The sequence below is a fragment of the Gordonia sp. 852002-10350_SCH5691597 genome (genome assembly GCF_001665715.1).
In the GTDB taxonomy this organism is placed as follows: Bacteria; Actinomycetota; Actinomycetes; order Mycobacteriales; family Mycobacteriaceae; genus Gordonia; species Gordonia sputi.
Genome location: NZ_LZMO01000121.1, coordinates 1 through 20,825, shown reverse-complemented (window position 1 = coordinate 20,825; position 20,825 = coordinate 1). Strand labels below are relative to the sequence as shown.

The 20,825-nt window shown below is 65.2% G+C and carries 23 protein-coding genes; 9 read left to right on the top strand and 14 right to left on the bottom strand.

The genetic code is table 11. The features are described from left to right. Window positions 1–136: 136 nt before the first annotated feature. From A5777_RS09265 to A5777_RS09255, 3 genes are all read right to left on the bottom strand, one after another. On the bottom strand, window positions 137–973 hold the full coding sequence (locus A5777_RS09265) for an ABC transporter permease (RefSeq protein ID WP_064862441.1): 837 nt from the start codon (window positions 971–973) through the stop codon (window positions 137–139). Further along, entirely contained in the window at window positions 973–2,010 is a 1,038-nt protein-coding gene (locus tag A5777_RS09260; protein ID WP_064862440.1) for an ATP-binding cassette domain-containing protein, read from the bottom strand. The genes A5777_RS09265 and A5777_RS09260 overlap by 1 nt, the downstream gene beginning before the upstream one ends. Before the next feature lie 128 nt (window positions 2,011–2,138). After that, window positions 2,139–2,468, bottom strand: a complete 330-nt coding sequence (locus tag A5777_RS09255; RefSeq protein WP_197502332.1) for a hypothetical protein — start codon at window positions 2,466–2,468, stop codon at window positions 2,139–2,141. Between the two features lie 166 nt (window positions 2,469–2,634). On the opposite strand from A5777_RS09255, the gene A5777_RS09250 reads away from it, so the two are divergent. Beyond that, the gene (locus A5777_RS09250; protein WP_231895002.1) at window positions 2,635–3,537 is read left to right on the top strand and encodes a hypothetical protein; all 903 of its coding nucleotides are present in this window, start codon (window positions 2,635–2,637) and stop codon (window positions 3,535–3,537) included. Window positions 3,538–3,643: 106 nt separating this feature from the next. Here A5777_RS09250 and A5777_RS09245 read toward each other — a convergent pair whose 3' ends face one another. Beyond that, window positions 3,644–4,525 carry an SGNH/GDSL hydrolase family protein gene (locus A5777_RS09245; protein ID WP_064862438.1) on the bottom strand — a complete coding sequence of 294 codons (882 nt, stop codon included), beginning with the start codon at window positions 4,523–4,525 and terminating at the stop codon, window positions 3,644–3,646. A 201-nt stretch (window positions 4,526–4,726) separates the two neighbouring features. Here A5777_RS09245 and A5777_RS09240 point away from each other — a divergent pair, with 201 nt between their 5' ends. Beyond that, window positions 4,727–5,515 (top strand): DUF4352 domain-containing protein, encoded by a 789-nt coding sequence (locus A5777_RS09240; RefSeq protein WP_064862437.1) that lies wholly within the window; start codon window positions 4,727–4,729, stop codon window positions 5,513–5,515. 92 nt (window positions 5,516–5,607) lie between these two features. Here the strand turns inward: A5777_RS09240 and greA are convergent, their stop codons facing one another. The 3 genes from greA to A5777_RS09225 all read right to left on the bottom strand — a co-directional run bounded on the left by greA (window position 5,608) and on the right by A5777_RS09225 (window position 7,627). Beyond that, window positions 5,608–6,099, bottom strand: a complete 492-nt coding sequence (gene greA, locus A5777_RS09235) for a transcription elongation factor GreA (protein ID WP_049699673.1) — start codon at window positions 6,097–6,099, stop codon at window positions 5,608–5,610. A gap of 233 nt (window positions 6,100–6,332) precedes the next feature. Further along, window positions 6,333–7,040, bottom strand: a complete 708-nt coding sequence (locus A5777_RS09230; protein ID WP_064862443.1) for a queuosine precursor transporter — start codon at window positions 7,038–7,040, stop codon at window positions 6,333–6,335. Between the two features lie 113 nt (window positions 7,041–7,153). After that, window positions 7,154–7,627 (bottom strand): DUF4307 domain-containing protein, encoded by a 474-nt coding sequence (locus tag A5777_RS09225; protein WP_064862436.1) that lies wholly within the window; start codon window positions 7,625–7,627, stop codon window positions 7,154–7,156. An 84-nt stretch (window positions 7,628–7,711) separates the two neighbouring features. Between A5777_RS09225 and mca the strand changes: the two genes are divergently transcribed. The 3 genes from mca (at window position 7,712) to A5777_RS09210 (ending at window position 10,995) form a co-directional block, all read left to right on the top strand. Next, window positions 7,712–8,599, top strand: coding sequence for a mycothiol conjugate amidase Mca (gene mca, locus A5777_RS09220; RefSeq protein WP_231895004.1), 888 nt, complete (start codon window positions 7,712–7,714; stop codon window positions 8,597–8,599). Then, on the top strand, window positions 8,596–8,934 hold the full coding sequence (locus A5777_RS09215; protein ID WP_064862435.1) for a hypothetical protein: 339 nt from the start codon (window positions 8,596–8,598) through the stop codon (window positions 8,932–8,934). The genes mca and A5777_RS09215 overlap by 4 nt, the downstream gene beginning before the upstream one ends. Before the next feature lie 63 nt (window positions 8,935–8,997). Next, window positions 8,998–10,995 (top strand): thioredoxin domain-containing protein, encoded by a 1,998-nt coding sequence (locus tag A5777_RS09210; protein WP_064862434.1) that lies wholly within the window; start codon window positions 8,998–9,000, stop codon window positions 10,993–10,995. Window positions 10,996–11,008: 13 nt separating this feature from the next. Here the strand turns inward: A5777_RS09210 and A5777_RS09205 are convergent, their stop codons facing one another. Continuing rightward, a complete protein-coding gene (locus A5777_RS09205; RefSeq protein ID WP_064862433.1) occupies window positions 11,009–11,611 on the bottom strand; it encodes a TetR/AcrR family transcriptional regulator in 603 nt (200 codons plus the stop codon). Window positions 11,612–11,670: 59 nt separating this feature from the next. On the opposite strand from A5777_RS09205, the gene A5777_RS09200 reads away from it, so the two are divergent. Further along, window positions 11,671–12,108 carry a DUF4345 domain-containing protein gene (locus A5777_RS09200; protein WP_082933610.1) on the top strand — a complete coding sequence of 146 codons (438 nt, stop codon included), beginning with the start codon at window positions 11,671–11,673 and terminating at the stop codon, window positions 12,106–12,108. Here A5777_RS09200 and A5777_RS09195 read toward each other — a convergent pair. The 3 genes from A5777_RS09195 to rocD all read right to left on the bottom strand — a co-directional run bounded on the left by A5777_RS09195 (window position 12,069) and on the right by rocD (window position 15,655). Continuing rightward, entirely contained in the window at window positions 12,069–12,878 is an 810-nt protein-coding gene (locus tag A5777_RS09195) for a patatin-like phospholipase family protein (RefSeq protein WP_082933609.1), read from the bottom strand. The genes A5777_RS09200 and A5777_RS09195 overlap by 40 nt on opposite strands. Window positions 12,879–12,880: 2 nt before the next feature. Further along, entirely contained in the window at window positions 12,881–13,513 is a 633-nt protein-coding gene (locus A5777_RS09190) for a histidine phosphatase family protein (protein WP_064862430.1), read from the bottom strand. Window positions 13,514–13,606: 93 nt separating this feature from the next. Beyond that, window positions 13,607–15,655 carry an ornithine--oxo-acid transaminase gene (rocD, locus tag A5777_RS25675; protein WP_082933608.1) on the bottom strand — a complete coding sequence of 683 codons (2,049 nt, stop codon included), beginning with the start codon at window positions 15,653–15,655 and terminating at the stop codon, window positions 13,607–13,609. A 97-nt stretch (window positions 15,656–15,752) separates the two neighbouring features. On the opposite strand from rocD, the gene A5777_RS09180 reads away from it, so the two are divergent. From A5777_RS09180 to A5777_RS09170, 3 genes are all read left to right on the top strand, one after another. Then, window positions 15,753–16,199 carry an Lrp/AsnC family transcriptional regulator gene (locus A5777_RS09180; RefSeq protein WP_039854276.1) on the top strand — a complete coding sequence of 149 codons (447 nt, stop codon included), beginning with the start codon at window positions 15,753–15,755 and terminating at the stop codon, window positions 16,197–16,199. Window positions 16,200–16,480: 281 nt separating this feature from the next. Continuing rightward, window positions 16,481–17,590, top strand: a complete 1,110-nt coding sequence (locus A5777_RS09175) for a 3-deoxy-7-phosphoheptulonate synthase (protein WP_064862429.1) — start codon at window positions 16,481–16,483, stop codon at window positions 17,588–17,590. 89 nt (window positions 17,591–17,679) lie between these two features. Next, window positions 17,680–18,111, top strand: a complete 432-nt coding sequence (locus A5777_RS09170) for a helix-turn-helix domain-containing protein (RefSeq protein ID WP_064862428.1) — start codon at window positions 17,680–17,682, stop codon at window positions 18,109–18,111. A 92-nt stretch (window positions 18,112–18,203) separates the two neighbouring features. On the opposite strand, the gene A5777_RS09165 is transcribed toward A5777_RS09170, so the two are convergent. The 3 genes from A5777_RS09165 to A5777_RS09155 all read right to left on the bottom strand — a co-directional run. Continuing rightward, window positions 18,204–18,806, bottom strand: a complete 603-nt coding sequence (locus A5777_RS09165) for a ClpP family protease (protein ID WP_064862427.1) — start codon at window positions 18,804–18,806, stop codon at window positions 18,204–18,206. After that, complete coding sequence (locus tag A5777_RS09160) at window positions 18,803–19,420, bottom strand: ClpP family protease (RefSeq protein WP_064862426.1); 618 nt, start codon at window positions 19,418–19,420, stop codon at window positions 18,803–18,805. The genes A5777_RS09165 and A5777_RS09160 overlap by 4 nt, the downstream gene beginning before the upstream one ends. Window positions 19,421–19,505: 85 nt before the next feature. Next, a partial coding sequence (locus A5777_RS09155) for an alkaline phosphatase D family protein (protein ID WP_064862425.1) occupies window positions 19,506–20,825 on the bottom strand: 1,320 nt, incomplete at its 5' end.

Genomic DNA, 20,825 nt, shown 5'->3' with positions numbered 1-20,825 from the left:
GTTCGCACAGCGACTGTCCAGCACGTACAGCGCTTCGCTCCGCTGGCCGTGGGCGCGTACATGCGCAACCTGCCGCGCGGCAGGTCCGTCGCTGTACGTGCTGGACAGTCGCTGTGCTGGACAGTCGCTGTGTGTGTCAGGCGTTGCGCATGTACGCGCGCACGGCCAGCGGAGCGAACACCGCGGTGATGACCGCCGCACCCGCCAGCGCCCACACCACGTGGATACCCGCGTGCCCGGTGGCGGTGAGGTCACGCACCGCGGTGACGAGATGGCTCACGGGATTGACTTTCACGAATGCCTGCAGCCAGCCCGGCATCGTGTCGACGGGAACGAACGCGTTCGACATGAATGTCAGCGGGAACACGACGAGCATCGAGATTCCCTGCACGGCAGAGGCTTTGCTCATCATGCAACCCATGAGTGCGAAGATCCAGGAGACGGCGAAGCTGCACACCATGACCAGGACGACTGATGCGATGACGCCGAGGACGTTCGGACGCCACCCCATGATGAGGCCCATCACGACAGTGATGATGCTCGCGACGAGGTAGCGGATCACGTCGGCGAGAAGAGCTCCCGCCAACGGACTGATGCGTGCGATCGGAAGCGAGCGGAATCGGTCGAAGACGCCCTTGTCCATGTCTTCACGCAGTTGCGTTCCGGTGACGATGGAGCTCATCACCACGGTCTGCACGAGGATGCCCGGGATGATGACGGGAAGATACGACGAGACGTTGCCACTGATGGCGCCGCCGAAGATGTAGGTGAACATCACGGTGAAGATGATCGGCATGATGGTCACGTCGAACAGTTGCTCGGGATTGTGCCGGAGTTTGAGCACACCGCGATAGGCCATGGTCAGCGACTGGCGTGCGGTCTCCGTGAGAGAGACGGACTGCTTCGCCCGTGCTCGGATGGCGCCGGTGGTGATGGCATTGGGTGTGACAGCTCGGGGAAGTGTGGTGGTCATCAGAGGTTCTCCTCCTGCGTGGCTTCGTCGGTGGGGGCGTCGAGGGAATCGGCGGGTTTGCCGGTCAGGGTGAGGAACACCTCGTCGAGGCTCGGTTTCTGGACGTTGATCTCGTCGACGGTGATGCCATCGGAGCGCATCGCGATCAGGACGTCTGGTACGAGATCCGGACGATGCAGTGGAGCGGAGATCCTGCCTGCTTCTGCCGAGAGTGTCGCGGGCTCGCCCAGAACGCGTTCGACGATCTCGGCGACGCGCGGGGCGTCCGACCGTTCCAGAGGTGCGAGTTGCAGCGTCGCCGCGCCCACCGAGTTCTTCAGTGCGTCGGCGGTGTCGTCGGCGATCACACGACCGTGATCGATCACCGCGATGCGATCGGCGAGTTGGTCCGCCTCGTCGAGGTACTGGGTTGTCAGCAGCACGGTTGCGCCGTCGGCGACGAGTCGGCGGATGGTGTCCCACATCTGGGCGCGAGTGCGCGGGTCGAGTCCGGTGGTCGGCTCGTCGAGGAACAGCAGGGGTGGGGTGTCGATGAGGCTTGCCGCGAGGTCGAGGCGTCGACGCATGCCGCCGGAGAAGTCCTTGAGCGGGCGGTCGGCGGCTTCGGTCAGTGAGAACTCGTCCAGCAGTTCGTCGGCTCGGACCTTCGCGGCCTTCCGCGAGAAGCCGAGCAGCAGCGCGAAGACGACGAGGTTCTGTCTGGCGGTCAGGTCTTCGTCGACCGATGCGTATTGGCCGGTGACGCCGACCAGTGACCGGACGGCCGTCGAATCATGCACGACGTCGTAGCCGAAGATCTTGGCTGAGCCCGCGTCTGGTCGCAGGAGCGTGGCCAGCATGCTGACGGTGGTCGTCTTCCCTGCCCCGTTGGGGCCGAGGACGCCGTACACAGAACCGGTCGGAACTGCCAGATCGACCCCGTCGACGGCTCGGTTCGAGCCGAATTGCTTGACCAATCCGCGTGCATCGATGGCAAGTTCGGACCCGAGGGGGTTCGACGCGCTCGTCGTCGCAGTGGTGGTGGTTGTCGTAGTCATGCCATCAACCCTGCACTACGTGACTGTCGTGGGCCTTACGTCAACTGTCATGTGGTGGCGTCGATGACTTTCTGGCGTCTGATCTGCGGTATCGGAGTGTGCGGTGGCCGGCGATGGGGCAGCAGAGGTCACGCCGCCGATGCAGAGTGCGTCGAATCGGGGTGTGGCGCGGTCGCGAGGTCGGTCTCGTAGCGGATCACCGCTGCGACGTGCCCGAGGCGCTGCTCGACGATCATGATCGCCTCTGCCAGTTGTGTCGTGTCGTCGACGTCGGCGACCAGTGCGACGGTGTGGCCGTTGTTGCGCAACATGAACGGCACGACGTCGTAGTAGTTGCTGCTCACCACGGCAACCGGCGTGCCCTCGTCGAACAGGGTCTTGGCGTAACGGGAAACGAGGGCGTCGTCGTCGAGGACGACGAGCGGAACGTCGGGGGTTGGCTGCTTGTGCATCTTCATGGTCCGTCCTCCTTTGGATGGTTGAATGCTCTGATTACACGATGAACGCGCAGGTTAGCGAGGGTCTGGGGCAGAGCTGTGGATAACCTGTGACCCGTTGTGCTGTGCGCGTTGCCTGTGGATGGGCGCGGTGACTCCTGGCGTGATCAGGCTTAGCGTGCAGCGCATGGGGAGACGAAATCACAAGTCACGCAAGCCAACTGTCGGCCGCAAGCGCAATGGCACCACCGGCAGTGATCGGGAATATCACGCTGCTACCCGACGACAGCTCAATCGCATTCCGTGGGCGGCGTCGGGCATGCCCGACGTTCAGGCCGCCCTGGTCGACGCCTTCGGCGGGCTGGCCGAGGAGTGGGCGGCGTACATACGTCCGGTCGGCGTGCGAATGCTCCACGCGATGGCGCGCTTCGATCAGTACCGAGACGGAGATCTCGCACTCACCGAGGACGAGTGCGCCGATCTCGCCGAGGACTACATCGAGAGCGTCGACCTCTACAAGATGCTGCGCGGGCTCCTCGGCCGCGCCGATACGTCCGCCGAGGTTCTTTCGAGGGTCTCGCCGATCTGGGTGCCCGAGTCGGTCACCGGCGAGGCGCGGTCCGCAGACGGCGGTGCGGGCATTCGCGTACTGCCCGAACTGGGCACCGCGGGGCTCCTCGTCTTCGAGCAGCCCCTGACCCGTATGACGGAGGGGCCGCTACCCAACGGAGTGATCACGCCGACCGTCGACGTCGACGCCGTGCTGTGGTGGTCGCACGCCGAGTTCGCCGACATCGGGCTCGGCGGAGCGTGCACGAAGGAGGATACGGCGACGTGCGAGTCGTTCGAGGTGCAGCCGTTGACCCGCAGCCGCGACCTGCAGCCGCTTCGCGGCGAGGCATGGCGACTGTCGCTGCTGACCGAGGTGGCCAACTACAGCGTCGAACCGGGTGACGACATGTCGAACGCGCCGTCGGGTAGGCCGCTCTTCCAGATGCTCGACGGCCTCGGAGTTGCGCTGGGGCGCAGTGATATTCACGTTTGCGATGAATCGGGCGCGCTGACGATCAGGCGCGACGACGTTGCGTGAGATCGACTGCGCCACACCTAGATGTGGACCTAATCGAAGGAATTGGGTGCTGCAGCACACAACTCCTTCGATGCGACACACATAGGCGTAGTGGGTTCCAGGCTCGCTACCGAGCCAGGCCGAGGGCGCGACTGACGATGCCTGCCATCTCGCGCTCGCCAAGTGCGTTGGGGTGCACGGGGACCGGCTGAACGATTCCGAAGATCGGTTCCACCCAGCGGACGCCGACGGGCTTGCAGCTATCGTGGCCGATCGACGGTGTGGTCGCGTCGACGTAGGTCGCCCCGGTCACCGCGGCGGCGCGCTTGACGGCGTCGTTGAGTGCGGTCTGGATGCCGTGCGCATAGGGCAGATCGCCGGCGGCAACCGGCAGATCGGGGCACGTCTGCGCGGTCGCCGGCATGATGAGCGGGTAGCTCACGATCGCTACCCGCGCAGTGGGCGACTTCGCTCGAATTGCCTTGAGCGCGTTCACAATCTTCGGGTAGGTTGCGGTCTGTATCTCGCGGGTCATCGTCGAGCCGTACTGAGCTTTGCACGGCGTGCCGCGGAATCCCGCGGCAACGCCTGCTGCGACACACTTTTCGACGGTGCCTGCGAAGACGTTGCCGTCGTTGCCTCCGATCATCAGGGTGACCAGTTGCGTGTCGGGGCGCAGTGCGCGCAATTGTGGTGCGACGTCGGGGTATTGGCGAGTGAAGAAGTCTTTGGTCTGTGCGCCACCGCAACTGACGTCGGTGAGCGAGAAGCCATTGCGGCGCGCGATCACGTGCGCGAAGTTGTTGCTCGACTGCGTACAGCTGCCGGGTTTGTCTGGCGAGGTGGGGGATACGCCTGAACCCGCGGAGTAGCTGTCTCCGAGATTGACGTACGCCAGCGGCGTGGGGGCGGCGTCGGCGGGGGCAGGTGTCGAGACCGAGGCCAGGAGTCCGACGGCCGCGGCAGCGGCGAAGACCCCGACCCGGCGCAGAGCGATGCGCGTTTTCATATCTGAGTCTTAGCATCGCGAAACACCTGGACGAGACGTTTTGGTCAAACTCGTCTCAGGTCGGGTCAGGGCTCGCGGTGAATCCGCGAGGTATCAGATTCACTCGTTCGGACGACGCACTGCGAGGCCGTTTTTGTCGGACTCGATCCATAGAGTCCCCTTCGTCGCCGAACGTACGGCGTCGTGAACGAAGGAAGACCAATGACGAACCCCCCGAATGCGCCCCAGTCGGGCGCTCCCCAGTCCGGTGCTCCCCAGTCGGGTGCTCCCCAGTCCGGTGCACCCCAGTACGCGTACCCGCAGCCTGATGCCGGGCAGTACGCCGGAGCGCCGAACGCGGTGCCGCAGTACGGCTTTCCGCCTCAGGCTCCCGGCGGTCAGCCCGTCAACCAGCCGCCCAAGAAGCGGCGCAAGTGGCCGTGGGTCCTCGGTGCGCTGGTGGTGTTGATCGTGATCATCGTTGCGGTGTCCGGAGGCGGGTCGGATTCGGATTCGTCGTCGAACTCGACGTCGGCTGGGTCGTCGGAGCGGGGTGCCGACCAGAAGAACAGCGACGGCAAGAACGCCGACTCCGAGAAGGGCAGCGGGGCAGCAGGACTCAACACTCCTGTGCGCGACGGCAAGTTCGAGTTTGTCGTGACTGGAGTGGAGAAGGGTCTGTCGAGCGTCGGCGACAATCCCTACCTGACTGAGCAGGCGCAGGGGCAGTTCGTCGTCGTCTCGATGACGGTGCAGAACACGAGCAACAAGCCGCAGAGCTTCGCGCCGTCGGATCAGAAGCTCGTCGACGACCAAGGCCGCACGTTCGAACCGAGCACGTCCGCGCAGATCGCCCTTGGCGGCTCCGACATTCCGGTGTGGGACAACATCAATCCCGGCAACACCGTCAACGCCAAGGTTGTCTTCGACATGCCGAAGGATGCGAATCCGACGACCATCGAGCTGCACGACTCCATGTTCTCGGGTGGCGTGAAGGTGCGCCTGAACTGATCACCTCGCGGTGACATACGACGAAAGGTTGCTGAGGGCAGCGGAAACGCAACCCCCAGCAACCTTTCAATCGTGCTGTGGTCCGAAGTGGGTCAGCTGTGGTACGGCTCTGCCTTGACGAGCGTCACCTTCACCACCGAGCCATTGGGCACGGTGTATTCGCGGGTGTCGCCGACTTTGGCGTCGATCAGTGCGGAGCCGAGCGGCGAACTCGGCGAGTAGGTCTCGAGCTTGCCTGCCTGCGCTTCTTCGCGGGTGGCGATGAGGAAGGTCTCTTCGTCGCTCTTGTCGCCGTCGTAGTAGACGGTGACGACGGAGCCGGGCAGTGCGACACCGGACTGCGTCGGGGCCTCTCCGACCTTTGCGTTGTTGAGTAGCTCCTGGAGCTGTCGGATACGCGCTTCCTGCTGACCCTGTTCCTCGCGTGCGGCGTGGTAGCCGCCGTTCTCCTTGAGGTCGCCCTCTTCGCGACGCTCGTTGATCTCGGCAGCAATGACCGGACGGTTGGCGATCAGAGAGTCGAGCTCGCTCTTGAGGCGGTCGTGCGACTCCTGGGTCAGCCAGGTCACCTGGGTGTCGGTCATCGGTCACTCCTTTGTGTTGTCCGCTCCCCGGCGATTTCTGAACCGGGGCACTGTCCCGAATCGGGACACATGGACTGCTCTAAATGCTTGGTCTGCCCGCATGCTTCATGCGCGCACGTGTTTCGTGTTGGCACACGCGGTAGGGCATGTGGGCCTGCTCTAAATGCAGCAACACGACCCCTCTCGGAGCCGTGTATTAAGTCAGGATACCAAATCCAAACGGATGTGGCACATCACACGTCAGTCGTGTTGACCTCGGCGAGAGCCTGCTGGTAGCTGGGTTCGGATCGTTTCAACCACGCGACGACCCCGTACGTGATCGGCATGACGAGGATTTCGACGAGCGTTTTCCAAATGAATCCGACGGCGGTGTAATTGATGAAGTCGCCCCAGGTCGAAATCCCGAGTGCGGATGCGGCAATGGAACAGAAGACGAGTGTGTCGGCGAATTCGCCGACGACGGTCGAACCGAGAAGTCGTGCCCAGAGTCGCTTCTCGCCAGCGCGTTGCTTCATTTTCACGAGCACGAACGAGTTGAGGAACTCGCCTGCGAGGTATCCGGCCAACCCGGCAAGGAGGAACTGGGGCACCACTCCGGCGACGCGTGTGAACGCGTCCTGGCCGTCGTAGAAGTCGGCTGCCGGCAGGTGGATGGTTGCCCAGAAACACAGGGAGGCCAGCAGAAGGACGGCGAAGCCTGCGAGGATCGTTCGACGCATCGCCTTGAACCCGTAGACCTCGCTGATCACGTCGCCGAGGACGTATGCCAGCGGAAACAGGTAGAACGCGCCGTCGGTGACCAGGCCGTTCATGTGGATCGGGCCGACGTCGAGGTGCAGCCAACTGTCGAACAACACGACACCCTTGGTGCCGGTGATGTTGCTGATGAGCATGACACCGATGAACAGTGCCACCAACGCGGGGAAGTATGGGCTGCTCAGTCGGGCGAAAACTGCCTTGTCCGGCTTCCCTTTCTTGACGTGCTCATCCCGCGCGTCACGAACGCCGGCGTCACCGTCGGGAGTGGCCGATGTCGGCACGGGGCGCTCGTCTGTCACGACGCGGTGGAGGTCAGGTAGGCGGGCACGTCGGTGCTGCAGCCGAAGACTTCGCCGATGACCGGTGGTCCGGACGTCTTGACGACGGTGCGTAGTCCCTGCTGCTGGGTGCCGGGCGGTACGAGAACCTCACGACGCCCCGCCTCGGAGCCGTCCTTGACCCGGGCGCGGACCACACACGCCACCGGCTGGGTCGGATCCTTGCGGGTGACCGTGTACAGGACGGCAACCGAGGAGCTGTCGAGAATCTCGTAGCCGGTTGCCTGGCCGCTGACGTCGGGATCGGCGAACTTGTTGTAGCCGATTGCGGCGAGGATCACACCGACGACGACAACCGTGACGGCCGACGCGATGAACCAGAGGCGCCGACTCCGCGCCGACTGCGCGACGGGATAGGTGGCACGCGGTCCGCTACGCGGTTGTTTGCGCAGGTCGGGTTCCTGCGGCGTGCCCCCGTCTGAACTGTTCACGGGTCAATACCTACCATGAGAGGAGTACGTATCCGAAGGCGAGGAACCGTGACCGAATCGCGCACGCAGGGCGGCTACCGTCTGATGGCAGTGCATGCCCATCCCGACGACGAGTCGAGCAAGGGCGCGGCCACATCGGCCAAGTACGCCGCGGAGGGCAACGAGGTCCTCATCGTGACCCTGACCGGTGGCGAACGCGGCGACATCTTGAACCCGGCGATGGATCGTCCGGGCATCAAGGAGCGGATGACCGAGGTCCGCAAAGAGGAGATGGCGAAGGCTGCAGCTGCGCTCGGCGTCGAGCAGACGTGGCTCGGTTACGTCGACTCGGGCCTGCCAGAAGGCGACCCGCTGCCGCCGCTGCCGGAGGGCTCGTTTGCGACGTTGCCTGTCGAGGTGCCGACGGAGAAACTCGTCGCGCTCGTCCGCGAGTTCCGCCCGCACGTGATGATCACCTACGACGAGCACGGTGGATATCCGCATCCCGACCACATCATGTGCCACAAGGTGTCGGTGGCGGCATTCGAGGCCGCCGGCGACCCGGCTGCCTTCCCGGACGCGGGCGAACCGTGGACGGTGTCGAAGCTGTACTACACGCACGGATTCATCCGCGACCGCATGGTGCTGTTCTCCGAGGAGTTCGAGAAGAACGGCCAGGAGAGTCCGTTCGCCGAGTGGCTCTCCAAGTGGGATCCCAGTCGCGGCGATCTGATGGGACGCGTGACGACCCAGGTCGAATGCGCGGAGTATTTCCCGCAGCGCGACGACGCACTGCGTGCGCACGCGACACAGATTGACCCCAACGGCATGTTCTTCGCGGTGCCGCTCGAATGGCAGCAGCGACTCTGGCCCACCGAGGAGTACGAGTTGGCACAGACGCGGGTGACCACCGCGATTCCGGAAACAGACCTGTTCACAGGTGTATCGCTCGACGACGAAGCCGTCGGGGTTGGGGAGCAGGCGACGTCATGACGTTCTCGACAATCGCGGTGTTGGCCGCACAGCAACCGCAGGGACCCGAGTTCGGCAAGGCCTCGCCGATCGGTCTGCTGGTGATCGTGGTTCTGCTCATCGGTACGGCACTGCTGATCCGCTCGATGAACAAACAACTCCGCAAGCTGCCGAAGTCGTTCGACGCCAATCATCCCGAAGCCGACCAGGCCTTCGACGAGGGAACCGATGCGGCAGGCGCTGGGGTCGCGGACGTGGCGCCCGACGGGGACGGGGTCTCAGTGACCGTCGACACCAGTGCCACCGCCACCGATACCGTCGACCCCGCAGTGCGACGGGAACCCGGCGACACCTGATCGGCAACGATCGGCCTGCACTGAGGCACGACTCGACGACTCTCGCGACGGAGCGAACCGGACATGGCGAATCAACTGAGCGAATCATCGAGTCCCTACCTCCGGCAGCACGCTGACAATCCCGTCGACTGGCGCGAGTGGTCCGACGCCGCGCTCGAAGAGTCGGCTCGGCGCGACGTCCCGATATTGCTCTCGGTGGGCTATGCGGCGTGTCACTGGTGCCACGTGATGGCGCACGAATCCTTCGAGGACGCCGACACCGCCGCACAGATGAACCGCGACTTCGTCTGCATCAAGGTCGACCGCGAAGAGCGTCCGGACATCGACGCGATCTACATGAACGCGACGGTCGCGATGACACGCCAGGGCGGCTGGCCGATGACGTGCTTTCTCACCCCTTCTGGTGAGCCCTTCTATTGCGGCACCTACTTTCCCGACACACCACGTGGCGGAATGCCCTCGTTCCGGCAGATCCTCTCCGCGGTGACAGAGGCGTGGACGACGCGGCGCAGCGAGATCGAGTCGATGGGCGCACGTGTCCGAGAAGCGTTGTCCGACGCCGCTTCTGCGCTTCCGGCAGGTGGTGTCGACGTCGATGAACGGCTACTCGACTACGCGGTCACCACCGTGCTCGGCGACGAGGATCAGGTGGCGGGCGGGTTCGGCGGACCGCCGAAGTTTCCACCGTCCGCGTTGCTCGAAGGTCTCCTGCGCCACTACGAACGGTCGGCCGACGCGGCGCCGCTCCAGGCGGTGATCCGGACGGCTGAGGCGATGGCGCGGGGTGGAATCTACGACCAGCTCGGCGGCGGCTTCGCGCGGTATGCGGTCGACAACGACTGGGTGGTACCGCATTTCGAGAAGATGCTCTACGACAACGCACAGTTGCTTCGCGTGTACGGGCATCTCGCGAGGATCGTCGACGACCCGCTGCCCGGCCGGATCGCCGAGGAGATCGTCGACTTCCTCCGTCGGGATCTGCGTGTCGCCGGCGGGTTCGCGTCGTCGCTCGACGCCGACGCCGCGGGGGTCGAAGGATCAACCTATGTGTGGACCCGAGATCAACTGCGCGAGGTGCTCGGTGACGACGACGGGGACTGGGCTGCAGCACTTTTCGGTGTGACTGTGTCCGGAACGTTCGAGCACGGCACGTCGACGTTACAGCTGCGCAGCGAACCGGACGATCCCGCGCGGTACGCCGACATCCGGCGGCGACTGCTCGCCGCGCGCGCCGAGCGACCTCAGCCTGCGCGCGACGACAAGGTCGTGACGAGTTGGAATGCCATGGCCGTGACCGCACTCGCCGAGCTGGGCGCGGCGTGCGGACGCGAGGACTGGGTCGACCTCGCCATCGAGGTGCTCACCGGGCTCAACGACAACCATCTCGTCGACGGCGAACTACGAAGGTCGTCGCTCGGTGGTGTGGTCGGTGCTCCGGTGGCTGCCCTCGACGATCACGCCGCGCTGGTCACGGCGATGTTGACTGTCTATCAGGTTACGGGTGACAAGCATTGGTGTGAGCGGGGTCTGACCCTCCTGGATTCGACGATCACCACGTTCGTCGACCCTGATGAGCGTGGGGCATGGTTCGACGCGGCGCCGGGGACACTCATCGCGCGCCCACGGGATCCGACGGACGGGGCGACGCCGTCGGGGGCATCACTGGTGGCGGAGGCTTTGCTCATCGCGTCCACTCTCGCGCGGATGGGCCCGGCGACACGGTACGCGGAGATACTCGACGCGACGCTGGCCCGCAGTTCGGTGCTGCTGGCCAAGGTTCCGCGGTCTGCGGGCCACTGGCTAGCCGTCGCAGAAGCACGGCAGGGCGGCCCGGTCCAGATCGCGGTTGCCGAGGATTCGCACAGTGACGGTGAGTTGGCAAGGGCTGCACGACGACTCGCACCCGGCGGGGCGATCATCGTGGCCGGGGCTCGCGACGGGCAACCTCTGCTCGACGGTCGGGGTCCGGTCGGCGGGCGTGACGCCGCCTATGTCTGCCGTGGAACCGTGTGCGACCTACCCGCCACCTCAGCCGCCGAGCTGGCGTCGAAGCTGCGGTGAGGGGTCCCACCGGTCAGCGCGGAGGCCGGGACAGGTCGACATAGGTGCCGACGGCGGCGTCGATCACCGACATACAGAGCTGATGGTTCTCGGCGCGGGTGATCCGACCGTCGACGATGCTGCCGACCGAGCTCGCGCGGACGAACGCGATCCAACCTGAGAAAGCGACGATTCCCAGCTCTCGCGCATGTCCGTGTGCCCCCGCAGCGTCGAGAAAGGCGTTGCACAGGTTGTGCATGTCACGCTCGATCGGCCCGCGAACCGCCGGATCGGCAGAAATCGAACTGCGATTGGCGATCATGACGAGCGCCAGATGCTCGTCGTAGAAATCGAGGTAGGCGTCCAGTGCCGCGCTGATACGGTCGCGCACGGTCGGCGCCGAGAGCGACGAGACCCTGTGGCGTAGATCCGAGTGTGCCGCCTCCCAGATCGCGCCGAAAAACTCTGCTTTGGTGGGGAAGTAGTGATACAAGAGTCGACGAGTGACGCCTGCCTGAGCTGCGATCTCGCCCATCGAGAGAGCCTCGAAGTCGGAGGTCGAGCTGAACACGCGCATTCCGACGGCGAGCAGATCAGCTCGCCGATCTTCGGGGGTCATGCGTTGTCGCGTCGACATGGGTTGATCGTAGTTGGTTGACCGGATCGCACCCGCGGCTTACCCTTTCACTATTGCACATGAGTGAAATAGAGGTCACCGTGGTGAAGTCATTCCAGATCTGGCTGGTCGTTTTCGGGCTCGTAGTGGCCGGGATCGCGGCAGCACACCTCTTCGGTGGGCAGGCCACCTACATCGGTGGAGGGTCAGTCAACGCGACGATGGATTCTGACTTGCGCTTCTACAACGTCTTGTTTCTGGCGTATGGATGCATGTTCATCTGGACGGCACGAAACCCTCGGACGTATGCCGCGCTGATCAACCTGCTGGGACTACTGTTCTTTCTCGGCGGTGTGGCGCGGCTTCTCGCCTGGATGACGAGCGGAGCTCCGAGCGTCTTCTACCAGTTGATGATTCCCGTCGAATTGGTGATTCCCGTTGTGCACTGGGCGGTGTTGCGACGTCTTCGACAGGCGGATCAGTCGAACGCCGACATCGCGTCGACGCCGTCGTCGTAGCCGAGAGATGCTGCGAGACCGCGGATATCGGGGTCGAAGGGGTTGTCGCCCGAGAGGCTCAGCGTTCGCGCGGAAGGCGCGACGACCCGAGCCCGCGCCAGTACGGCGGCGATGGGTGGGGGCGCGGTCTGGGGGTCGTCCGGCACGGGAGCGATCACCACGACGTGCTCGCTCGCGGCGGCGAGATGTGCATTGGTCGGGCTGAACGAGCCCCCGTCGAAGTAGGTTGAGCCGTCAATGCTGACCGTCGGCCAGATGCCGGGCACCGCGCAGCTCGCCGTGACGGCGTCGACGAGATCGACACCCGAATCCGGGGAGAAGACCTCGAGTACGCCGTCGGCGCGGATCGCCGTGACCTGCAACGCTTCCGGCCAGATCGACCCCGACAGCCGAGACGCGACGGCGTCGCGGCGGGCCTGCGGCGCCGCCGTCGCCAGTGCATCCGACAGTGCTATGAACCGTCGTGCTCGTTCGGAGTCCGACATTCCCGATGCCGCGATCGCGGCGAAGGCCTGCATCGAGGCGATGACGTCTCCTGTCGGCGCGAGTTCGCGGTTGCGCCGAGACTTGCGCACCATCGCATCGAAATAGCTGGTGGCCGAACCTAATTGGAGAATCGCAGCGGCCGTCGCCGACCCCGCGGAGGTTCCGACGACGACGTCGGCGTCGGCGGCCACCACGCTCCCGGACTCCTCCAGGGCCGCGAGAACGCCCGTCATCCAACCGATTCCGAGTAATCCGCCGCCACCGAGCACCAGCGCGCTCGGCATGGTCACACCGATGTGCGGCGTGGCCGGGCGCCTTCGGGGCCGCGCAGTTCGACGAGTCGTCGGTCGCCCGCGTGGTCGCTGAGCAATGCGCTGCCAGCGGGACGCAGGTCGATGTTGGCGCCCTGACCGATGGGCCACCCGAGGAACCTACAGATGAACGATCGGGAGAAGTGGCCGTGCGAGACGACGATGACGTCGGACTTCGCGAAGCGTTCCTCCACGTGGTCGACGGCGGCGTCGACGCGCGCGATCATGTCGGAGACGGACTCGCCGTTGCGGCCACCACCGGTCCAGATCGTCCAGTCGGGGTCGTAGCGCTCGTGAATCTGCGCCCGGGTGAGCCCCTCGTAGTCGCCGTAGTCCCATTCGGCGAATAGCTCGCTCGTCTCATCGATGTGAAGTCCGGCCAGTTCCGCGGTCCGCTGGGCCCGTCTGCGTGGGGAGGCCATGACCCAGGGGTCGGTCAATCCAGCCCGCTTCTCGATGCCCTTCAGCGCCCTGGCATCCTCCTCGCCCTTGGGCGTCAGATCGATGTCGGTGCGACCGGTGTGTCGGTCGGTCAGCGACCACTCGGTCTGCCCGTGCCGGATCAGCAGCACGTGATGGGTGGCGTCGTCGCGCGAAGAGTCGCTCATCGGTCCGATGCTAGTGGCGAAGGCGGTGCGACCGCACGGATTCTGTGTGGCCTCGGCCGTGTCGTGGACAGCGTGTGGGACGACGGGACGGACTCAATCACGCAGTGCAAGTGCGAATCTGTCGATCAGCCAATCGATCTCGTCGTGAGTCACGACGAGAGGCGGAGCCAGGCGGATCGTCGAACCGTGGGTGTCCTTGGCGAGTACGCCACGTGCTGCGAGTCGGAGACAGAACTGCTTGCCGGTTTCCAGGCCGGGGTCGATGTCGATACCCGCCCACAGCCCCTTGCCGCGGACGGCGACGACGCCGTGACCGACGAACTCGCGCAGGCGGGCGTGCAGGTGTTCGCCGAGTTCGGCTGCGCGAGCCTGCCAGGTGCCGTCGGCGAGCATGCGGACAACGGTGTGTCCGACGGCAGCGGCGAGCGGGTTGCCACCGAACGTCGAGCCGTGCTGTCCGGGGTGGAGCACGCCGAGCACCTCTTGATCGGCAACCACCGCCGACACCGGAAGTACGCCTCCACCGAGTGCCTTGCCGAGCGTGTACACATCGGGCACCACACCCCAGTGCTCACATGCGAATGTCGTGCCGGTCCGGCCGAGACCCGACTGGATTTCGTCGGCGATCATCAGCACGTTGTTCTCGGTGCAGAGTCGACGGACCTCGGGCAGGTAGTCGTCGGGCGGGACGATGATTCCGGCCTCGCCCTGGATCGGTTCGATCAGCACGGCGACGGTGGTGTCGTCGGTGGCGTCGGCCAGCGCGGTGGCGTCGCCGAACGGCACCCGCGTGAAACCCGGTGTGAACGGGCCGAATCCGCCGCGCGCGTCCTCGTCGTCGCTGAAACTCACGATGCTGATTGTGCGGCCGTGGAAGTTGCCGCCCGCCACGATGATCGTCGCGCGACCCGGCGCAACGCCTTTCACGTCGTACCCCCACTTCCGGGCCACCTTGAGTGCCGATTCGACGGCCTCTGCGCCGGTGTTCATCGGCAGCACCATGTCCTTGCCGCACAGCTCGGCGAGCGCCGCGCAGAACGGTTCGAGGGTGTCGGAGCCGAATGCGCGACTGGTGAGCGTGACGCGATCGAGTTGCGCCTTCGCGGCCGCGACGATCTCTGGGTTGCGGTGACCGAAGTTGACCGCGGAGTAGGCGCCGAGAGCGTCGAGGTAGCGCCTGCCGTCGACGTCGGTGATCCACGCTCCCTCGGCCGTCGCCGCAGTGACTGGCAGTGGTGAATAGTTGTGTGCCACATGGGGTTCGGTGCGCGGTTGCATGCTCTTCTCGTCCGACGTCCCTGGTAGCCGCAATTCTAGTGTGCAGCACTTGACTCCTCCGCCGCCTTTGAGGAGTTCGGAGAGGTCGACGGTGATCGGTACGTAGCCTGCGTCGCGCAGTCGTGACTCCAATGCAGGTGCGGCGTCGGTCATCACGACGTGACGACCGTCGGACACGAGGTTGAGTCCGAGGACGACGGCGTCGGACTCGGTGGCGATGATCGCGTCGGGAAAGAGGTCGGCGAGAACGGCGCGCGACTCAGTTGAGAAGGCGTCGGGGAAGTAGGCGATCGTGTCGTCGTCGAGCACGCCGAGCGCCGTGTCGAGGTGGTAGAAGCGCGGATCGATCAGTTCGAGGCTGACGACCGGAAGTCCGGTGATCGTCGCGACTTCGGCGTGGGTATCGGGGTGGGTGCGGAACCCGGTCCCCGCCAGGATGCGACGACCGACGAGGAGGAAGTCGCCTTCGCCCTCCTGTACGCCGGCGGTCTCATGCACAGCGTCGGCGCCGCAGGTGTGTAACCATGCCGTGTAGTGCTCGCCTTCCGGCGCGCGCTCGGGGTGCAGGAACCGTGCTGCCACGGCCTTTCCGTCGACGACGAGTCCGCCGTTGGCGGCATAGACCATGTCCGGCAGACCCGGCTGGGCGTCGACGAGTGTGACCGAATGGCCGAGGGATCGATAGATGTCGCGCAGCGACTCCCATTGCTTCATGGCGAGTTCTGTGTCGACGGGGACGGATGGATCCATCCACGGGTTGATCGAGTAGGTGACCGTGTAGTGGGAAGGAGGGGTCATCGCATAGGTGCGGGTGCGTGGGGTGCGTTCGGTGAGCGCAGCAAACCGTGGACTCGTCAGCGTCATATTTCGACGGTAGCGTCAGCGTGTAGCGCAAACAATCGACGTCAATTGTGCATTTGGTTAAGCAATGTCTATTAGCGGGTGGCAAAGGGTGGAAAAGTTGCGTCAGATCGACGAGCTCGACGAGAAGGTGCTCGAATGTCTGGCTCGCGATGCGCGAGCGACGTACGCACAGATCGGTGACGAGGTCGGTCTGTCGGCGCCCGCGGTCAAGCGTCGGGTAGATCGGCTGGTCGACGAGGGAGTGATCAAAGGGTTCACGACCGTCATCGATTCGACGGCGATGCAGTGGACCACCGAGGCCTACGTGCAGGTGTTCTGTCGAGGCAACATCTCGCCGGAGGAACTGACCGCGGCATGGGAGCCGATACACGAAGTGGTCAGCGCCGCGACCATCACCGGCCAGGCCGACGCCATCCTGCGTGTGATGGCCCGCGACGTACACCACCTCGAGCATGCCCTCGAGCGCATCCGGCAGGCGGGTCCGGTGGACCGGAGCGAGTCGATCATCGTGCTGAGCCAGCTGATCGACAGGGGGCATCCGTGAGTAGGGAAGGGTTCTGGAGCAGGCGCTCTTCGCCCATTCTGGGTAATCGTGTTAACCTCGCCAACGTGACCAGCAACGTACGCGCCTATTGGCGATTCTTTATCGAGGCTCCGGGTGAGCCTGCGATGAAGCGCTGAATCTGCGTCGCACGTCAACAAACCCGGAGCCCGAGCAGTGACCGAAAGGTCGCTGCTTTTCTCATGTCAGGGGCCTCCGATGACAAGCAAGCGGGTGTCCCAGTCGTAGAAGACAGGCCACCACCCGCGAAAGGCAACACAGAAGTGACCACCCTCCCGGATCTCGCCGCCACTGCCGCTCACGAGGTCGAATCGACCTCCACCTCCGACCGGCGGGTCAGATCCTTCCGGTCGATCCCATCGCCGGACACCATCCGCGCCGAATTGCCGCTGACCTCGCGTCGAGCGCTGCGGGTCCAGGCCGACCGCGACGAGATCGCCGCAATCCTCGCCGGCCGAGACGATCGTCTACTCGTCGTCGTCGGGCCCTGCTCCGTACACGACCCGATCGCCGCGCTCGACTACGCGCGCCGCCTCGCACCGCTTGCCGACGACTACGCCGACCGCTTGAAGATCGTCATGCGCGTCTACTTCGAGAAGCCGCGCACCACCGTCGGTTGGAAGGGACTCATCAACGATCCCGGCATGGACGGCACCTACGACGTCGAGCGCGGTCTGCGTACGGCACGGTCGCTACTGCTCGACATCATCGACCTCGGTCTCCCGGTCGGGTGTGAGTTCCTCGAGCCGACGAGCCCGCAGTACATCGCCGACGCCGTCGCATGGGGTGCCATCGGTGCACGGACGACGGAATCGCAGGTGCACCGCCAACTCGCATCCGGACTGTCGATGCCCATCGGGTTCAAGAACGGTACCGACGGCAACGTCCAGGTCGCCATCGACGGAGTGAATGCCGCTGCCGCGCAACACGTCTTCTTCGGTATCGACGACTTCGGTCACGGTGCGCTCGTCGAGTCGGCGGGCAACGAGGACTGCCACATCATCCTGCGTGGCGGGACCGCCGGACCCAACTTCGACGACGAGTCCGTGGCATCCGCGGTCGCCGCACTCGACAAGGCGGGTCTGCCCGCACGGGTCATGATCGACTGCAGCCACGCCAACTCCGGCAAGGACCACATCCGGCAGGCGCAGGTCGCCGCCGAGATCGCGGCGTCGGTCCGGACGCGTCGCGCTGCGGGAGACACACCGTTGATCAGCGGTGTGATGCTGGAGAGCTTCCTCGAAGGCGGTGCCCAAACTCTCGATACCCAGTCGCCCGACGCCCAGCCGCTCATCTACGGCAAGTCGGTCACCGACAAGTGCATGGACTGGGAGTCGAGCGCGCGCGTCCTCGCCGACCTCGCGCGCAGCTGACGGGCAGGGTCGCGTTCTGCTGTTGTCGCCGTTCTGCCCAGAGCAGAAGGGACGGCTGCCCGCAGCAGCGGTGACCTACGCTCGATGGCATGGCATCGAGGAACGACTCGCACACGCAGCCGGCGCCTGAGCCGCTCTGGCGTGAGGTCACCGGGCGCGTGCTGCGTCGACACCGCCACGAGCGCGGCGAGCGACTCGTCGAGACCGCGCGTCGCGCGGGCGTCTCGAGCCAGTACCTGTCGGAGATCGAACGCGGACGCAAGGACGCATCGTCGGAGTTGCTTGCGGCCGTCGCGGGAGCTGTCGACCTGAGCCTGCTCGACCTGGCTCGCGAGGCTGCCGCCGAACTCGCCCGCGTCGAGAGTGTTCTCGGCGCCGCACGCAGGCCGGGCGCGTCCCGCGGCCCGGTCACGCTGCGTTCGATTCCCGCCGGTTCGATTCCCGCCGCTTCCATTCCCGCCACCGCGCAACCGCTGCGGCCGCTCTCGCGCATGCGTGGCCCGGTCGCGCTGGCGGCGTGACCGACGTCGGCCGAGCGGGCGTTCAATACCGTCGACTGGGCGCTCCGTTCAGCCGATTGGGCGCTCCCTGGCGTCGAGCGTGCGCCTGACGATCACCGGGCCGCTTTGGCCCTGGTGTCGATGACCTGATCGGCGAGTCCGTACTCGACGATCTCCTCTGCCCGCAGCACGCGGTCACGGTCGGTGTCGTGACGCAGCGTCTCGATGTCGCGGCCGGTGTGCCGACTCAGTGCCTGTTCTATTTCCTCACGGATGCGCAGGATCTCCTCGGCGGCGAGGATCAGATCCGGTATCGTACCGCGACCCTGACCCGACGGCTGGTGGAGCAGAACCCTGGCGTGGGGGAGTACCGACCTCTGGCCCGGCGAGCCCGCGGCCAGCAGGAGTGCCGTCGACGAGAGTGCTTGTCCCACACAGGTGGTGGCGATCGGCGCATGGCAGTACTGCATGGTGTCGTAGAGCGCGAAGGTGGCGGTCACCGACGCTCCCGGCGAGTTGATGTACAGCTCGATCGGGATGTCGGGGTTCTCGGAGTCGAGATGCAGGATCTGCGCGATGAGCGCATTGGCGACGCCGTCGTCGAGTTCGGTTCCGAGGTAGAGGATTCGGTCGTCGAGCAGCCGACTGTAGACATCCATGACTCGCTCGCCCTGCGGAGTGCGGGTGATGACGTTGGGAATGGTGTAAGTGCTCATGCGTGACTCACCTCGAAACCCGTCACGGCAGGCGACAACGGTCGTATCTGTGCGATGTCGGTGACGATGTGGTCGACGAATCCGTAGTCGACCGACTCGGAGGCGGTGAAGACGTGATCGCGTAGCGAGTCGTCGAAGATCTTCTCGCGGGTTTGTCCGGTTTGCTCGGCGATGATGGTGAGTACGGTGTCGCGGACGTGTCGCAGGTCGTCGGCCTGCAGTTCGATATCGGGTGCGTAGCCGCCGATGCCCGCCGATCCCTGGTGCAGCAGGACTTTGGCATGCGGCGTGATGAACCGCTTACCCCGGGTGCCATTACATAGCAGGAATTGTCCTGCACTGTAAGCCATTCCGAGGTTGACGGTGATCACGTCGTTCGGAACAAGGCGCATGATGTCGGTGATTGCGAGCATCGCGGGCACCGAACCGCCCGGTGAGTTGATCCAGAGCGCGATGTCGGCGACGGGATCGTCGTCGGAGAGCATGACGAGTTGCGAGCACAGTTGCGTGCCGATCTCGTCGTCGAGCGCGGAGTCGAGTGTCAGGATGCGTTGCCCGAAAAGGCTTTCCGCAGTGCGCTTGCGTAGTGGCAGTGGTCGTTGTTCATCGGTCATGCACTGATCGTCGGTGGTCGTTGTGCATCGGTCACGTCGGTTCCGCTCAGAGCGGCACGATTCCGCACAGAGCAGAGAAGCCGGGTCAGAGCACGTCGATGTCGGGCCGACCGGACGGGATGGTGATCTGCGCCCGGCGGTGCAGCGAAACATCCGGCGCGGCAATCGAATCGCTCACCCGATAGTCTGCTTCCCAGCGGTCGGCCGACAGTCTGTTGAGGACGTAGCCGCGCTGAGCGTTGCCGAAGCGGATGTGGGGTGATGCGGCCTTGAGTTGTTTGTCGCTGCTGTCGCTGTCCTCGCCGTCTGCGCCAGACGCGATCGAGGTGCCCGCGAGTTCGACGCCGACGGTCGGGGACGGTCGTGAATAGGTGGAACGCAACTCAGAGACCACGTTGCGGTGGATGTCGCCGACGATCGAGACGAGGTTGTGCACGCCGCGCTCACGCGCGCCGTCGAGAATCCTTGCGCGAGAGGCTTCGTAGCCGCTCCACCCGTCCATGCTGACCGCCCGCTCGCCGTTCTTTCGGCGGGCGAGATCAGCGATGGTGGTCTGATGCGCGAGAACATTCCAGCGGGCACGGCTGGCGGCCAGTCCGTCGAGCACCCACTTCTCCTGTGCGGCACCGGTGATGGTGCGCCGGGGGTCGGCGGTCGCGGCATTCTGTGCGGTGTCGTTGTCGCCGTTGGCCTGATCGCTGCGGAAGGTCCTGGTGTCGAGGACGCTGAACTCGACGAGGTCGCCATAGCTGAACCGACGATAGGCGCGCAGGTCGTAGAGGTCCGCTGTCGGTGCGGGGCGAGGCCGCTGCGCGACACGCACCGGTGTGTTCTCCCACCAGGCGCGCATCGCCTGGGCACGGCGAGCGAGGAACTCGGGGATCGGTTGATCATCTTCGGGAATCCGTGCGGCCCAGTTGTTGTCGACCTCGTGGTCGTCGAAGATCGTGATGAACGGACTCGCCCGGTGCGCGGCCTGCAGTTGGGGGTCGAGTTTGTAGAGCGCATATCGATCGCGATAGTCGTCGAGCGTCGCGCACTCCCGGTGCGCCGACACCGGCGTTGCGGCGGTCTTGCGTCGGCCGCCGTCGACCGGGATCGGCTTTTCATAGATGTAGTCGCCGAGATGGAACACGACGTCGGGTGCGTGTGCCGCCATGTCTGCGTACGCGGGATAGTGGCCGTCAGCCCACGATTGGCACGAGGCGAATGCGAAAGTCAATGCACTCAGCCGACTTCCGTGCGCCGGAGCGGTACGTGTGCGCCCGATCGCCGACATGCAACCGCCCGCACGGAATCGGTAGAAGTAGTCCGCCGCCGGCCGTAGGCCGCGTACGTCGGCGTGCACGCTGTGTCCGTTCTCCGGTGTCGCCACTTCGACGCCGCGCGCGACGACGTGGCGCAT

Coding starts and splice junctions, on each gene's coding strand:
- A5777_RS09195 (WP_082933609.1), bottom strand. CDS start 12,878: ATGCCGAGCGCGCTGGTGCTCGGTGGCGGCGGATTACTCGGAATCGGT.
- A5777_RS09190 (WP_064862430.1), bottom strand. CDS start 13,513: ATGAGCGACTCTTCGCGCGACGACGCCACCCATCACGTGCTGCTGATC.
- A5777_RS09245 (WP_064862438.1), bottom strand. CDS start 4,525: ATGAAAACGCGCATCGCTCTGCGCCGGGTCGGGGTCTTCGCCGCTGCC.
- A5777_RS09250 (WP_231895002.1), top strand. CDS start 2,635: ATGGGGAGACGAAATCACAAGTCACGCAAGCCAACTGTCGGCCGCAAG.
- A5777_RS09255 (WP_197502332.1), bottom strand. CDS start 2,468: ATGAAGATGCACAAGCAGCCAACCCCCGACGTTCCGCTCGTCGTCCTC.
- A5777_RS09260 (WP_064862440.1), bottom strand. CDS start 2,010: ATGACTACGACAACCACCACCACTGCGACGACGAGCGCGTCGAACCCC.
- A5777_RS09170 (WP_064862428.1), top strand. CDS start 17,680: ATGGCATCGAGGAACGACTCGCACACGCAGCCGGCGCCTGAGCCGCTC.
- A5777_RS09160 (WP_064862426.1), bottom strand. CDS start 19,420: ATGACCGATGAACAACGACCACTGCCACTACGCAAGCGCACTGCGGAA.
- mca (WP_231895004.1), top strand. CDS start 7,712: ATGGCAGTGCATGCCCATCCCGACGACGAGTCGAGCAAGGGCGCGGCC.
- A5777_RS09210 (WP_064862434.1), top strand. CDS start 8,998: ATGGCGAATCAACTGAGCGAATCATCGAGTCCCTACCTCCGGCAGCAC.
- A5777_RS09240 (WP_064862437.1), top strand. CDS start 4,727: ATGACGAACCCCCCGAATGCGCCCCAGTCGGGCGCTCCCCAGTCCGGT.
- A5777_RS09215 (WP_064862435.1), top strand. CDS start 8,596: ATGACGTTCTCGACAATCGCGGTGTTGGCCGCACAGCAACCGCAGGGA.
- A5777_RS09205 (WP_064862433.1), bottom strand. CDS start 11,611: ATGTCGACGCGACAACGCATGACCCCCGAAGATCGGCGAGCTGATCTG.
- A5777_RS09165 (WP_064862427.1), bottom strand. CDS start 18,806: ATGAGCACTTACACCATTCCCAACGTCATCACCCGCACTCCGCAGGGC.
- A5777_RS09265 (WP_064862441.1), bottom strand. CDS start 973: ATGACCACCACACTTCCCCGAGCTGTCACACCCAATGCCATCACCACC.
- greA (WP_049699673.1), bottom strand. CDS start 6,099: ATGACCGACACCCAGGTGACCTGGCTGACCCAGGAGTCGCACGACCGC.
- rocD (WP_082933608.1), bottom strand. CDS start 15,655: ATGACGCTGACGAGTCCACGGTTTGCTGCGCTCACCGAACGCACCCCA.
- A5777_RS09200 (WP_082933610.1), top strand. CDS start 11,671: ATGAGTGAAATAGAGGTCACCGTGGTGAAGTCATTCCAGATCTGGCTG.